Genomic DNA, 14,156 nt, shown 5'->3' with positions numbered 1-14,156 from the left:
CTCTTTCCTCGTCAGGCAACAAGGCGCACCTCGAGCTTCTTGAACCCGTTGATGAAGGCAGATCGCACGCGTTGTGGACAGCCAACAATCTCGAAGCGTGAAACATGCCGCACCAGTTCACCAAATGCCACCCTAAGCTGCATTTCCGCCAGCCGAGAGCCGACGCAGACATGCACACCCGCCCCGAACGCGACATGCTGGCGAACCTGCCGCGTCACATCGAACCGGCCGGGATCGGCGAAGACGGCGGCGTCTCGGTTCCCGGCGGGGTAGAACATCACCACCCGGTCACCCTTGCGGATAGCCTGCCCGCCCAGTTCGATATCGAGCATCGCGGTGCGACGCATGTGGATCACAGCGCTGGCGTGGCGGACCATTTCCTTGACGGCGTTGGGCAGCAGGTCCGGGTTGTCTCGGATCATCTGCCACTGTGCCGGATCACGCGCGAAGGCGATCATCGAATGGTTCAGCGTGTTGCGCGTCGTCTCATTGCCGCCGACCAGCGCGAGCACGAGATTGCCGACGAAATCGGGGAACGGCACTGGTTGACCGCCGATCTCGCTGTTGGCGAGAAGCGATGCCAAGTCACGGGTGGGTTCAGCCCGGCGGCTTTCGAACAGCGCTTGGCAGAAGCCAAAGAATTCGCCCACCACTTGCTGCATCTCTTCGGGCGACTGGCGGAAATCGGGATCGTCTTCGCCAATGAAAGCATCCGTCCAGCGGTGCAGATCGCACCACATGTCACCCGGAACGCCGAGTAGTTCGGCAAGTGTTAGGAGCGGCAGCGGAACGCTGAAACGGGGCAAGATATCGACGGCCTCATTCAACGGGACTTCGGCGAGAAGGGCTTCCACCCGCGCCGCGATTCGCGTCTCGATCCCTGCCAGCCGCCCCGGTGAGAGTGCGGGCACGACGAACTTGCGATACTGCGTATGGATCGGCGGATCGCGCGAGATGAACGGTACGCCGATGCCGCTGTCGCCTGAACCGGCTAGCCCCGCTTCGTTCTCGTCAAAGATGCGATGGCCCCCGTTCTCGCGCGCCGAGGAAAACACGTCGGACTGTTTGGAAACCGCAAGGATCTCTTCGAAACCGAGCACTGCCCAGAACCCGCCGCGGTCTTGCGCAGGCGGGTTCCAATGAACGGGCCCTTTGCGCCTGAGTTCCGCGAACAGGTCATAAGGCATGCCCTGCGCATAGAGCGAGGGATCGCCAAGGTCGGTGCCCATGCTCAGAAGCCCGCGCGGATGGAAAGCCCGAATGTGCGCGGTGCACTCGGTACGAGGAAATTGTAGGGGAAGCCGGCCCCGCGCAGGTCGAGCCCGTAGCCATAGGTCTTGCGGTTGAACAGATTGTTGGCGAACGCGCGGATGGTGATTGCGTCGTTGCTCCAGCTTAGTGCGCCATTGACCTTAGCGTTGGCCCCTTGGGCGAGTTCCGCGTTGACCTGCGCCGAACCGGCCACATTAACCGCATTGAACGGCGAGAAGAACTGGTTGCTGGCATAGACCACGTTCGGCGAAAATGTTACTCGACCGCTGGCCACTCCGACTACATCCCACTCAGCGCCGAACTGCCCGGTGAACTCTGGCGCGAATGGCAGGCGGTTCCCGGTAAGATCGGTTCCCTGCAGGGTCAGCTCCTTGAACTTTGAATACAGGAGGCCGAGTGAGGCATTGATCCTGAGCCTCTTGAAAGGACGCAATGTCATTTCTGCTTCCAGCCCGTAGACTTCGGACTTGGGCGCATTGACCAGGAACGACACCGGCCCCGGTCGCGTGTCCTGCAACTGCTGATTGGTGTAATCGTAATAAAACGTCGAGATGGCATAGGTCAGCACGCGGTTGGCGGTGCGCCCTTTGAGGCCAAGCTCGAATGCATTGACGTGCTCGGGCTTGATGTAGCTGATCCCGCTCGAGGAGGTGTAGCCGCCGCCGTTGACCGCGCCCGCACGGTAACCGCGGTTGTAGCTCGCATAAAGCAGCGCCCCGCTGCCGAAGGTGTAGCTTAGCGCCACCCGGCCGGTCAGCGCGTTGTTGCTGTCCTTCAGCGCATAGCGGGCTGCGGGATCATAAGCGCAGGTTCCGGGCACACCAGCGCATGGCACGGTGGAGGCGATCGGAAAATCTGCTGCACCCACTGCACCTACGAAGAGATAGGCGAAGGCATCATCATACTTTGATGTGTCGCGGGTATAGCGCGCACCAAGCGTCAGGCTCAGCGCGCTTGTCAGTGCGATGTCGGCCTGGCCGAAGACGGCGTAGGAGCGCCGTTGCTGCCGGTAGTGCTGAAAGAAGCCACCCGCCGGCGGAAGCGGCAGGTTGAAGCGGTTGTCGGTCACGTTGCGGTCGTAGCCATAGAACAGGCCACCGACGAAGGTCACGCCCTTGCCGGCGTAGTTGGCCCGCAGTTCCTGGCTGAACTGACGATACTTCGATTGCCAGGTGATGTCGAGGATATCGAGAGGCGAGCCGTCCGCCGCCTGCTGCAGGTTCTGCGAACCACCGTCGTACGAAGTAATCGAGGTCAACGTCAGCTGGTCCGTCAGGTCCATCCCGATATTGGCGCTGAAGCCCCAGGCATCGGTGTTGTTGTCACCGACGCGGTTCTCGTCGGTCTCGAAGAAGCCGAGCCCGGTGCGGAAGGCACCAAGGCCATGCACTGCAGCCTGCGTGCCCCGGTCGCGCCCACCATAGGCCCGCAGCACGACATTGACGGTTTCGCTGGGCTTCAGCCGAAGCGAGAGGCGGCCTTGCAGCGTATCGGTTGAATTGGGATCACGGCCTCCCGCGAAAGTGTTGCGGATCTGGCCGTCGCCCTTGGCGTAATTCACCGCCGCGCGGATGCCGGCCCCCCCTTCCTCCAGCGTGGTTTCGACTGCCCCTTGCGCGGTCAACGTGTTGAAGTTGCCATAGCCGAGATGGACGTAGCCCTCGCTGCCCGAAAGAGCGGGGCGCTTAGTGATGAAGTTGATCGCGCCACCAGTGGTGTTGCGACCGAACAGTGTACCCTGCGGCCCGCGCAGCACCTCTACGCGGTCGAGATCGAACAGGCCCATCCCGTGGCTGGTGCGCGGTGCGAGATAGACGTCATCGAGATAAACGCCGACTGGCGAGGCCTGGTTGGAATTGTACTCGTTGGCTACACCAATGCCGCGCAAGGTGAAGTTGGGCTGGGTGTTGCCATAAGGACTGTTGATCTGGAGGTTCGGCACCGCCTCGCCCAGCTGCGCCGAATTGGTGATCCCGCGCTCGCTCAGCGCATCGCCACCCAGCGCAGTCACGGCCAATGGCACGTCAAGCAACGACTGCTCACGCCGCTGAGCCGTCACCACGATCCCTTCATCGGCCATTGGCGCCTCGGCCTGTGCCAAGGCCGCCGATGATGTGGATGCGGCAATCAGTCCCAGCGCCGCGCGCACGAAACCCAATCCAGCCATGCCTCTCTCCCTAAAACGACTCGAGCTCTTCTGGCTCACGTCCGGGAAGAATTAGGCGTCTAAATGCCTAAGGGCTTTAGAGCGGATTGTACCGCAATTTGACATTTCTTGCGCTGCATACGGGTATGGCCTGCGAATTTCCTGTGGGCATGTGAGGTCAGTCGGATGGGAAATGGGAGGCGGATTCTCGCGGAAAACTGCAATGAGCAATTCTTGGACCGATTGGTAAGGAGCGACACGACCGGCTCTTCAACAAGATCCAGTCTTCCAGAACCTGAACACAAATGCTTCGATTCGCGCCGTTTCCACCTCCGTGGCCATCCCGTTGACTGGCGCTTCTTCCTTTGAGTTTCGTACCTTTCGCGAGCGGCATACGCCGGTTGGCGTATCTGACTGCGGGACGAAACAGGGCAGGCTACTCTTTGCGAAGTTTTGCGGGGTCAGCATGCAAGGAGTTCGGGTCGGAAAGCGGGTGATCGGTGCGGATGCGCCGGTGACGATCGGATGGGAGAATGTCTCCCGCGTGGAAGGCGGGCCGATCCGCCGCTTCGTATTCACCTGGTTCCAGCCGTTTGCGCTCTTCGCGCTGCTGGCGTTCTGGTATTACGCGCCCAATTCCATCGCCAAGCCTTCCACCGCGATCGGCATCGGCATCGGCTTCAAGGCGTTGCTGCTGGGGCTGGAATGGGTGAACCCGCGCTTCGCCAGCTGGCGGCTGACGTGGAAGGAATTCACCACCGACCTGTTCTTCGTGGGGCTTGGCTATACGATCCTGCGACTGGTGGACAGCTACATCGGCAGCGATGCGGTGGCGAAGCTGATCCTCGACCATTTCCACTGGGAAAAGCTGGCCTGGTTCACCACGCTGCCGCTGCTGGTGCAGGCGTTCCTGATCGCGTTCATGTTCGATTTCGTGCAGTACTGGATGCACCGCGGGATGCACAACTGGTACCCGCTGTGGCTGACGCACGCGCCGCACCACTACATCACGCAGCTGAACATCAACAAGGGCGCGGTGGGCAACCCGGTGGAGCTGTTCCTGATCGGGCTGGGCGTGGGCGGGTTCTTCGACTTCCTGCCGCGCGCGTTCCTGCTGGCCGGGGTGTTCGGCCTGACCATCGGCATCTACCAGCACATCAACGTGCGCTTCAACACGCCGCGCCTGTGGCGCTTCCTGTTCAACACCACCGAGCATCACAGCCTGCACCATTCGCAGGACTATGAGGCGACGCGCAGCAACTATTCGGGCACGTTCATCTTCATCGACCGCATGTTCGGCACCTGCGTGGATGGGGAGGCGGAGTTGCTGGGGATGGAAGGCGGGCGGCGCATGTCGATCCGCGAGCAGATGACCTTCCCCTTCACCGAGGCGTGGAAGGCGATGCGGGAGAAGCTGGGGCGGCCCGTGGCGGCCGAGCCCGTGAGCGCAGTACCGGCGGAGTGAGCGGATCGACCCTGCGCTCTGCCGCTTTCAGCCCTAGCCCGCGCCTTTCCCGAGGACCCCGTGTGAACCTGCGCTTTATCGACTGGATCTGGCATGTGCGCGGTGCGCTGCCCGTGCCCGAGGGCCAGAGCGGGGGGGAGGCGCTGGCGCGGCTGGAGCCGCTGTTCCACCAGATGGGCACCAGCCACATGCGCGGCGACGACGTGCTGGAGTTCAGCAAGACCGACCCCGCATCGCAGGACCCGATGGCGGTGTTCGATGCGGGTACGCTGCGAATCGAGCAGGGGCAGCAGGGGTTGCTGCTGCGCTATCGCCTGAAGAGCAAGACGCTGCTGTTCTGCCTGCTGGCGCCGCTGCTGTTCCTAGCGTTTGCGCAGCTGACTATCTGGAGCGGCGCGGGCGAGAAGCCCAAGGATGCGGCAGCGCAGGCGAAGAAGGCGGAAAAGCCGGACGCGTTGCCGCCGATGAACCCGGTGGACAAGTTCCTGGGTGCGCCGGCGCCGGAAAAGCCCAAGGACGGCGAAGGCGGCGGTCGGCGCGGGCGCAAGCCCTCCCCCACGCCAAGCTATGTCTTCGCAGGGATTTTCGCGGTGCTCTATGTGGTGGGGCGCATTCTGGAGGATAGGCTGGTGCGGCGGCTATTCAGGAAGGCGCTGGCAGCGGAATAACCGCTATCACACCCGGGCTCGCAGGCGCAGGTCCGCCAGATGGAGCGGGAAGGACAGCGCCAGCGGCAGGGCGATCCATGGCCAGGGCGCCCCGGTGAGCGCGCCGCGCAGGCCCAGAGCGATCAAGGCAGCTGGGGCCAGCATGGGCAGGACCACCCCGGCGCGCCAGCCGCGCGCGATCAGCCAGGCCGCTTCGAGCGCGAGCGCGGCGAGGATGACGTCTGCCGCATGGCCGCTGGCGAAATAGGATTCCATTTCAGAAGGGGCCGTTGAGCTGGACGACCTGCCAGTTGAGCATGCCGGCGACGCTGACCCAGGCGAGATAGGGCAGCAGCAGGGCCGAAGCGGTGCGTGAGAGGCGCAGGCAATAGACGATCAGCGTGGCGATGGAGACCCACAGCATCAGCAGTTCGGCAAAGGCCCAGTCCGGCCGCTGCAGCCGGAAGAACAGCAGGCTCCACAGCACGTTAAGGAAGCCGTTGAGCGCGAAGAGGCCGATCAGCGTGTCGGACGTGCGGCAATCGCGCGCGGCGCGCCAGGCAGTGACCCCGGCGCACGCGGCGAGCGCGAAGATGGTGGTCCATGCGATGGGGAAGACCGGGCGCGGCGGGGTGAAGGCGGGCTTGTGCAGGCTTTCGTACCAGGGGCCGAGATCAGTGATCGTGCCACCCAGCAGCGCAACGATCAGCGCCGCCATGATGGCGATGCCGACGGGCATGGTCCACGGGCGGCTCATGCCGCAGGGCCTTCCACCGTGGGGCGGGGCACGCCGAGAAGGTGGGCGCAGTCCTTGAGGAAGATGCGCAGGTGCGCCATCGGACGCTTCCGCACCAGACGCTTGTTCATGTAGGCCTGCCAGGTGAGCTGCTGCACGTCACGATCAGCACACATGGCGACGAAACGTTCACGACGCTTGTCGCTCGAATACCAGAAATACTGCATGATCCCGAGGATCCAGAAGACACGGCCATGTGCGCGCAGAAATGCGCGGCGGGCCTGGCGTAGGGCGGCGGGATTGCCGCTGGCGAGGAAGGCCTGCGCGCTTTGCGCGGCGATGCGGCCACAGGCCATGGCATAGTAGATGCCTTCACCCGAGGCGGGGGCGACGACACCGGCGGCGTCTCCGACCAGGAGCACGTCGCGGCCGTTTTCCCAGCGGCGCAGGGGCTTGAGCGGGATCGGCGCGCCTTCGCGGCGGATGGTTTCGCAGGTGCCGAGGCCAAGGTCGCGGCGCATCGTCTGCACTGCGCCGCGCAGCGAGAAGCCCTTGTGCGCGGAGCCGACGCCGATGCTGGCGGTTTCTCCGTGGGGGAAGACCCAGCCGTAGAAATCGGGCGACAGCCGGCCCTGGTAGAGCACATCGCAGCGCGCGCCATCGAAGCCCTGCGGCGTGGTGGCGGGGGCGCGGACAACTTCGTGGTAGGCGAAGACGCAGGGGTTGCGTTCCGCGCCGGGCACGTTTTCACGCGCGACGCCGGAGCGGGCGCCATCCGCGCCGATGACCAGACGGGCGCGCACGCGGTGCAGCGCGCCGCCGCGCTCGGTGCTGTAGCAGACCACGGCGCCGGCAGCGGAGTCACGTTCGATCCGTTCATAGGTGCCGGTGCGGCGCTCGGCCCCGGCAGCGGCGGCGCGGGCGCGAAGCCATTCATCGAACACGTCGCGATCGACCATGCCGACGTAGCCGACATCGCCCACCGGCATGTCCACCGCCCGGTTCGAGGGTGCGACCATGCGCGCGGCGCGGGCGCGGGCGACGAGCAGCGATTGCGGCACTTCGAACTCTTCGAGCAGGCGCGGCGGGACTGCACCGCCGCAGGGCTTGATCCGCCCGGCGCGATCGAGCAGCAGGACCGAGCGTCCTGCGCGGGCAAGGTCCCACGCGGCAGTGGCGCCCGAGGGGCCGCCGCCGATGACGACAACATCGAATTCAGCGTGTTGGGTCATATGCCGGCAGACCTCAGGGCGATGGAAGGTGTGGGCGTGGCGCGGGTACGCATGGCCAGCATGGCGGAAAACAGGAACAGGCCGGCCTCGATCGCGAAGATCAGTGCGAAGGCTGTGCCGGGGCGGCCCAAGGCAGCGCGGGTGAAATCGACGCCGAGCGCGCCGAGCAGGCCGCCGAGGCCGAAGGCGATGGCCTGTGCCGTGCCCCAGACGCCCATGCGCACCCCTTCCCCATTGCGGCGGCCCACGCCAGCGAGCCCCATCATCGAACCAATGGCGGAAACGGCAAAGGCACCGTTGAACAGGCCGAGCAGCGCGATGTTCGCGGCGAGCGGCCAGCCGGGGCCGACCCGCGCCGCCAGCACGAGACCGGCCAGCGCGGCGGCAGAGCCGAGGCAACCGAGCATGGTCCAGGTGCGAAGTTCGATGGGCAGGCGGCCTCGAAAGGCGCTGCCCCCGATGCCGGTGACGATCATGCCGATCAGGACGCCGCTGTTCTGCAGGCTGGAAAGGCTGGTCGACTGGCCCGGCGTCATCGCGAAAACGAGGCCCGTAAAGGGTTCGAGGATCAGGTCCTGCATGCTGTAGGCCAGCATCGAGACGAAGATGAATAGGGTGAAGCGGCGCGCCTCGTCGTCGGCGAAGATTTCGGTCAGCGCCTCACGCAGCGAGGGTGGAGGGGAGGAGCCGGCTCTGAACCGGCCGGGCGCGGCCCTGCCTTCCAGACGGAAGGTGGCAAGCAGCGTGACGAGCACCGCCACGCCCACCACGCCCGAGGCGACGGCGGCAAGGCGCTGTTCCGAATAGGGATCGAGCAAGGCACCGGCGGTTCCGGCTGCCACGACGATGCCGAAAACCATCATGATCCAGGTGACTGCAGCCGCCGCCGCACGCCGTTCAGGTGCGACGCCAGTGGCGAGCAGGGCCAGCACAGAGGTTCCCGCCGCTCCGACGCCTGCGCCGATAAGGGTGAAGGCGAGCACGGAGAGCGCGATGCCCTGCACATGCATTTCGTCAAGCAGGGTGACACCGCGCACGGCCAGTAATGCCCCCAGCCCCAGCGTGACCATGCCGGCCAGTATCCATGGGGTGCGGCGGCGGCCGATGTCGGACCCATGGCCCCACAGCGGACGCGAAAGCTGCACGCCATAGTGCCAGGCGACGAGACCGGCGGGAATGCCCGCAGCAAGGCCATATTCCAGCACCATCAGCCGGTTGAGCAGTGAAGTGGCGAGCATGGTGATCGCGCCAATGGCGGCCTGAACCGCGCCGAGCCGAAGGATGGACCACCAGCCGAAACCGCGCTGCATCACAGGTATCCTCCAAGACCGAGCGAGGCGGCCATCATGCCAAGGACATAGAGCGAGACGCCGGTAGCGTTGTACCAAGGCGCATGGCGCGCCGGATCGGACACCAGCCGGGGCATCAGCGCGAGCTGCGCGGCGAGCAGCACCGCGACCGCGACGGCGGAAATGAGGTGGCCCCAATGGACCATCAGCATGATCACCACGGCTTGCGGCGTGGCCATGATCGCGCTGGCGAGCAGGGCGGCGCGGCGTTCGCCCAGCACCACCGGCAGCGAGCGCAGGCCGGTGAGGCGATCGCCCGTTACCGCCTTGAAATCGTTGAGCGTCATGATGCCATGCGCGCCGATGCTGTAGAGGCACAGGATTGCGATGACGGACAGCGCGGGGAGCGCGCCGGCCATGACCGCGGCGCCGGTGAACCAGCTGAGCCCTTCATAGGTGAAGGCGACGACGGCCGGGCCGATCCAGCCGCTGGTCTTGAAGCGGAAGGGCGGCGCGCTGTAGGCCCAGGCGCAGGCAAGGCCGAGCACGGTGGCGGCGAGCACCCACGGTCCGGTGAGTGTCGCGACAAGCAGGGACAGCGCGGTCCAGCCGATGGCAATGGCAAGGCCCCAGCGGCCGGCGATGCGGCCCGAGGGGATCGGCCGGTGCGGTTCGTTGATCGCATCGACGTGGCGATCAAACCAGTCGTTCACCGCCTGGCTGGTGCCGCAGACCAACGGCCCAGTGAGAGCAACCCCCGCGATAAGAAACGACCAGCGCGAGAGCGGCGAGACGTCCGAGGACACGACGCCGCAGAGCAGCGCCCACATCGGGGGAAACCACGTGATCGGCTTGAGCAGGGTGACGACATCGCGGATCGCCGGAAGCGGCGAAATCGCAGGAAAGGCTGCCGAGCGCGCCATGGCCGGAGACTAAGTCCAAGCCGGGCAACGCGTCAATTCAAATTGACAGATAAAGTGTCAATCTTCTGCGTCAGCCATGTTGCCCAAGCCATAGCGATGGAGCTTCGAATAGAGGCTCTGGCGGCTCAGCCCAAGGATTTCGGCGGCCGAGGCGCGATTGTTGGAGGTGTATTCCAGCGCCGCTTCGATGCACAGGCGCTCGATCAGGTCGGTGCTTTCGCGCACGATATCGCGCAGCGACATGCGCCCGACAAGCTCGGTCAGCTGTTCGACCGAGCGCGGCGAATCGCTGGTGGGCGGCAGATCGCGCAGGCGGCGGCCGATCGGGCGGATGACGAAACCGTAGCAGACCTGTTCGTCGCCCGTGCGGACGGCGGAAAGTTCCACCGGTTCGCCTTCGAAGCCATCGCGCGCGCCGACAACGGTGGTGACGTTGCGGGCGCTGTCGTGCTTGGCCAACTGACTGTCAATAAGATCAAGATCGATGCCGGGGCGGCCGATAAAATCACCCAGTGGCTGCCCGCGCAGCTGGTCGGCACTGGCGGCGGCGACCAGTTCCACGAAAGCAGCGTTGGCTTCGCGGATGATCATGCGCGCGTCGGTCAACACGAAGGCGTCAGGCATCGATTCGATCACACGCGCCGTGACGCTGGCGCTCTGCTGCGCAACGCGCTGCGCGCTGGACAGCCGCACGAGCAGGAACTGCCCCCCGCGTTCGCGAAAACCGCTGGCGGCAAGATGAATCTTGTCACCCCCGTCAACGGGTTCGGCCTCCATCGGCTGGAGCCCGTTCGAAACCATGGCCGAGCCCAGGAAAGCGATCACCTGCTCACGCGCCGGCTTGGCGAAGAGTGCAGTGAACTTGCCTCCCTGCAACGTGCCGGGGCGGCTGCGGAAAATCTGGTGCGCAGCCTGATTCGCTTCACGGATACGGTAGGTATCGGCATCGATGATCAGCACAGGTTCGATCGACTGCTCGAACAGCAGGCGATAGCGCGCCTCAAGCTGGCGCAGGCGGAGGTAATCGCGTTCCAGCGACTGCTGCGCCTGGAGCAGGCGCTGCTGAAGGGCGGCATCATCGCGCATGTCGCGTCCGAAAGCGATGCTACCTCCACCGGCGCCGAGGCTGACGGCGACGAAGCGAACTGGCACATCGCCTTCAAGGGTGACGAGATTGACCTGCCGCCAATGTTGGGTCACGCCCTTGCGGACGCTGGCCAGCATTTCCATGACCTTGGGCTTGCTTTCGACCGAGACGGTATCAAGCCATTCGCGACCGATCCAGCCGGACACTTCGGGAAATTCCCGCGGGTCTGCCGCCACATCGACGATCCGGCCGGTATCGTTGAGCACGAAGGCGATGTCGCCCGCAACCATGGCCAGCTTTGCCGCTACGTCCACCCCCAGCCCTTCCAGATGCTGGGTGGCCGTGGTGAAAGGCAATTTGCCTTCGATGCTGGTCCGGCGGTTGGACATCGTTTGGCCTGACTACGCGCCAGGCCTGTTGGACAGCAGTGGCGCAGCCACCAGACGTTCCGCCAGAACCAGCGCGCCGCATGCATCGGTGGCGCTGCCATCGGCACCGACTTCGTCAACGACTTCGGGTCTGGCGTTCACCATTCTTCCACCAATGAGGATCTTGAGATCCGGTGATTTCGACACGCTGCGCATGGCAGCAATCAGGTCCGCGAGGCTTGCGTTAGGACAATCGCAACTAAGGGTCAAGCCGACCACATCAAAGGTTCGATCAGCCAAAGTTTGCAATAATTCCTTACGCTTACATTCTGGCAGGACTTCCGTTTGCCAGCCTGCCCGGGCGAAAACCTCTTCCACCATAAGCGCGCCGAGGCTGTGGCTGTCACCCGGAGCCGGTGCGAACAGCGCCGAACGGGAAAGAACAGGCCCATTGCGCGGCGGCGGGAAGCGCAAGGTGATCTCGCGCATGACCTCCTGCAGGCGCCAAAGGCCCATGGTGACATCGAGGAAATCGCAGTCGTCATCTTCCCAATGCTGGCCCAGACGGCGGGCAGCGGGCGCGAGCAGATCGACAAACACGGAATCTACCGAAACGCCACGGGAAAGGATGCCTTCGACCACGATCAACAACTCGTCCGCCTCAAGCTGCAAGGGCAGCGAGGCGAACTGCGCCGCTTCGGCTGGATCGACCGGCAGAGAACCTTCAAGTGGGACGCGTGCGACGCCGTGGGTGTGCGCCATGAGCAGCCGGGGAATGATCTGTTCGTTGATTAGGGAATTGAGGGAACCGGGCGAACCCGCCCTGGCAGGATCCCAAGCCGCAGTCCCTGTCCGGGGCGGCGCAGTACCCCGCCCGCCTTTCGATCGTGGAGTTCCCCCTCCCCGACCGGTACGCTTTGCCGTGCCCGCACCAAATACAGTAGCCATGGCAGACCCCTCCGGTCTGGTTCGGCGCAGGTCGCGCCTTGCCCGGACCGCCGCATCGATCTTTCGACTCTGTTCGGGAAGGGCAGCGTACGCTCTTTTTGGCTAACTGACAAACCCAGAAGTGTAATCTTTATTTGTCGTCCAGACAGATTGACACTTTCGTGCCGAGGCGTAGTCTCACCAAGATAAACGGAGTGGGCTTCTGGCTATGCAAGGGGATGCGATCAGGGCTGGCACCAGGAGTGCCAATGGCCGCGGGCGCAGTCCCGGGCGTGCCCTTTACACCCCGGAGGAACGCCAGCGGCGCGATGCGACTCGTTGGACCTTGGTGCAGGGCCTGCTTGCGCCGTTTCAGTTCGTGGTCTTCCTCACCAGCCTGGCCTTGGTGCTGCACAGCCTGCTCACCCACACTGGCACAATGGCGGCGGATCTCTCGGTCGTGGCCAAGACGCTGACGCTCTATGCGATCATGGTCACCGGTTCGATCTGGGAAAAGGTGGTGTTCGGCCGATGGCTGTTCGCCCCTTCATTCTTCTGGGAAGACGTGTTCTCGATGCTGGTGCTGGCGCTGCACACGGCATATCTCGCCATGCTGTTCTGTGAGATCGGCAGTTTTGAACAGCGCATGCTGGTCGCGCTGGCGGGCTATGCCGCCTATCTGATCAACGCCGGGCAGTTTCTACTGAAGCTGCGGACGGCGCGGCTGGAGGGCGCGGGCGGCCATGGCGCGATGGCGGTGGCCTCGTGACAGTGGAAACTCGCCTTGCCCCGCTGGATGCAGGCTGCGCCAACCCTGCGCCCCCCGTGGTGCTGCGCGAGCGTGGGCAGCGCGAGGTGTTCTGCGGGCTGACCGGGATCGTGTGGCTGCACCGCAAGATGCAGGATGCGTTCTTTCTGGTAGTGGGATCACGCACGTGCGCGCACCTGCTGCAATCGGCGGCGGGAGTGATGATCTTTGCCGAGCCGCGCTTCGCCACCGCGATCATCGAGGAGCGTGATCTGGCCGGAATGGCCGATTGCCACGACGAGCTGGACCGGATCGTGCACCAGCTGCTGGAGCGTAGGCCAGAGATCCGCACGCTGTTCCTGGTGGGATCGTGCCCATCCGAAGTGATCAAGCTGGACCTGAGCAAGGCAGCCCAGCGGCTGGACAGCCGGTTCGGCGGGCGCACGCGGGTGCTGAACTATTCAGGCAGCGGGATCGAGACAACCTTTACCGAGGGCGAGGATGCGTGTCTGGCCGCGCTGGTACCGGAAATGCCGCCTGCCGAGTTGGGTTCTGCGCTCCAGCTGCTGGTCGTAGGGGCGCTGCCGGATGTCGTGGAGGACCAGTTCCTGCGCCTGTTCGGCGAACTGGGAATCGATGCGGTGCGTTGCCTGCCCGCGCGGCGGCTGGCAGACCTGCCCGCAGTTGGGGCGAACACACGCTTCCTGCTGGCGCAGCCGTTCTTGGGCGAGACAGCGCGGGCGCTGGAAGACCGAGGCGCGCGGCGGCTTGAGGCGCTATTTCCGTTTGGCGCAGAAGGCACGACCGACTGGCTGCGCGCGGCGGCGGAAGCATTCGGCGTGGACCGCATGCACTTCAACCGCGTGGTGGCGCCGGGGCGCGAGCGGGCCAAGCGCGCCATCGCCCACAGCCATGAGCGGCTGCGAGGCAAGCGCATCACCTTCCTGCCGGATTCGCAGCTGGAAGTACCGCTGGCGCGGTTCCTGTCCAACGAACTGGACATGGTGCCGGTGGAAGTGGGCACGCCCTATCTCCACCGCGAGCTGATGGCGCGCGAGCTGCCGCTGCTGCCGCAGGGCACGCGGATCAGCGAGGGCCAGCACCTCGACCGCCAGCTTGACCGCGTGCGGGCGGATCGGCCCGACCTGACCGTATGCGGGCTGGGCCTGGCCAACCCGCTGGAGGCCGAGGGCCTTTCGACCAAGTGGGCGATCGAGCTGGTGTTCTCCCCGATCCACGGGTTTGAGCAGGCCGGGGACCTTGCCGAACTGTTCGCGCGGCCGCTGCGCCGGCGCGACGTGCTGAGGGTATAGGGC

13 protein-coding genes are annotated in these 14,156 nt (G+C 64.9%); 4 read left to right on the top strand and 9 right to left on the bottom strand.

The genetic code is table 11. The features are described 5' to 3' along the window. Nucleotides 1-11 precede the first annotated feature (11 nt). Nucleotides 12-1,229 carry a cytochrome P450 gene (locus tag POM99_RS14705; protein ID WP_277279141.1) on the bottom strand — a complete coding sequence of 406 codons (1,218 nt, stop codon included), beginning with the start codon at nucleotides 1,227-1,229 and terminating at the stop codon, nucleotides 12-14. A gap of 2 nt (nucleotides 1,230-1,231) precedes the next feature. Next, nucleotides 1,232-3,439, bottom strand: coding sequence for a TonB-dependent receptor (locus POM99_RS14700; protein WP_277279139.1), 2,208 nt, complete (start codon nucleotides 3,437-3,439; stop codon nucleotides 1,232-1,234). Nucleotides 3,440-3,884: 445 nt separating this feature from the next. Between POM99_RS14700 and POM99_RS14695 the strand changes: the two genes are divergently transcribed. Then, a complete protein-coding gene (locus POM99_RS14695) occupies nucleotides 3,885-4,883 on the top strand; it encodes a sterol desaturase family protein (protein WP_277279137.1) in 999 nt (332 codons plus the stop codon). A gap of 62 nt (nucleotides 4,884-4,945) precedes the next feature. After that, nucleotides 4,946-5,551, top strand: coding sequence for a hypothetical protein (locus POM99_RS14690; protein WP_277279134.1), 606 nt, complete (start codon nucleotides 4,946-4,948; stop codon nucleotides 5,549-5,551). A gap of 6 nt (nucleotides 5,552-5,557) precedes the next feature. Here POM99_RS14690 and POM99_RS14685 read toward each other — a convergent pair whose 3' ends face one another. Genes POM99_RS14685 through POM99_RS14655 form a run of 7 tightly spaced genes read right to left on the bottom strand, consistent with a single transcriptional unit; the run spans nucleotide 5,558 to nucleotide 11,927 of the window. Then, entirely contained in the window at nucleotides 5,558-5,806 is a 249-nt protein-coding gene (locus POM99_RS14685) for a hypothetical protein (protein ID WP_277279133.1), read from the bottom strand. A 1-nt stretch (nucleotide 5,807) separates the two neighbouring features. Then, nucleotides 5,808-6,287 carry a TspO/MBR family protein gene (locus POM99_RS14680; RefSeq protein WP_277279131.1) on the bottom strand — a complete coding sequence of 160 codons (480 nt, stop codon included), beginning with the start codon at nucleotides 6,285-6,287 and terminating at the stop codon, nucleotides 5,808-5,810. Further along, nucleotides 6,284-7,498 carry a geranylgeranyl diphosphate reductase gene (locus POM99_RS14675; protein WP_277279129.1) on the bottom strand — a complete coding sequence of 405 codons (1,215 nt, stop codon included), beginning with the start codon at nucleotides 7,496-7,498 and terminating at the stop codon, nucleotides 6,284-6,286. Before POM99_RS14675 ends, POM99_RS14680 begins: the two co-directional genes overlap by 4 nt. Then, on the bottom strand, nucleotides 7,495-8,808 hold the full coding sequence (locus POM99_RS14670; RefSeq protein ID WP_277279127.1) for a BCD family MFS transporter: 1,314 nt from the start codon (nucleotides 8,806-8,808) through the stop codon (nucleotides 7,495-7,497). The genes POM99_RS14675 and POM99_RS14670 overlap by 4 nt, the downstream gene beginning before the upstream one ends. Further along, nucleotides 8,808-9,710: a chlorophyll synthase ChlG gene (chlG, locus tag POM99_RS14665; RefSeq protein WP_277279125.1), complete on the bottom strand. Its 903-nt coding sequence runs from the start codon at nucleotides 9,708-9,710 to the stop codon at nucleotides 8,808-8,810. The genes POM99_RS14670 and chlG overlap by 1 nt, the downstream gene beginning before the upstream one ends. Before the next feature lie 57 nt (nucleotides 9,711-9,767). Beyond that, nucleotides 9,768-11,186 carry a transcriptional regulator PpsR gene (ppsR, locus tag POM99_RS14660; protein ID WP_277279123.1) on the bottom strand — a complete coding sequence of 473 codons (1,419 nt, stop codon included), beginning with the start codon at nucleotides 11,184-11,186 and terminating at the stop codon, nucleotides 9,768-9,770. Nucleotides 11,187-11,198: 12 nt separating this feature from the next. Next, the gene (locus POM99_RS14655; RefSeq protein ID WP_277279121.1) at nucleotides 11,199-11,927 is read right to left on the bottom strand and encodes a cobalamin B12-binding domain-containing protein; all 729 of its coding nucleotides are present in this window, start codon (nucleotides 11,925-11,927) and stop codon (nucleotides 11,199-11,201) included. Between the two features lie 394 nt (nucleotides 11,928-12,321). On the opposite strand from POM99_RS14655, the gene bchF reads away from it, so the two are divergent. Continuing rightward, nucleotides 12,322-12,861, top strand: a complete 540-nt coding sequence (gene bchF / locus POM99_RS14650) for a 2-vinyl bacteriochlorophyllide hydratase (protein ID WP_279644740.1) — start codon at nucleotides 12,322-12,324, stop codon at nucleotides 12,859-12,861. A 2-nt stretch (nucleotides 12,862-12,863) separates the two neighbouring features. Further along, a complete protein-coding gene (locus tag POM99_RS14645; RefSeq protein WP_277279339.1) occupies nucleotides 12,864-14,153 on the top strand; it encodes a ferredoxin:protochlorophyllide reductase (ATP-dependent) subunit N in 1,290 nt (429 codons plus the stop codon). Nucleotides 14,154-14,156: the final 3 nt, after the last annotated feature.

The sequence above is a fragment of the Novosphingobium cyanobacteriorum genome (assembly GCF_029436685.1).
Taxonomy (GTDB): Bacteria; Pseudomonadota; Alphaproteobacteria; order Sphingomonadales; family Sphingomonadaceae; genus Novosphingobium; species Novosphingobium cyanobacteriorum.
This window is presented reverse-complemented; position numbering and strand designations above follow the sequence as displayed.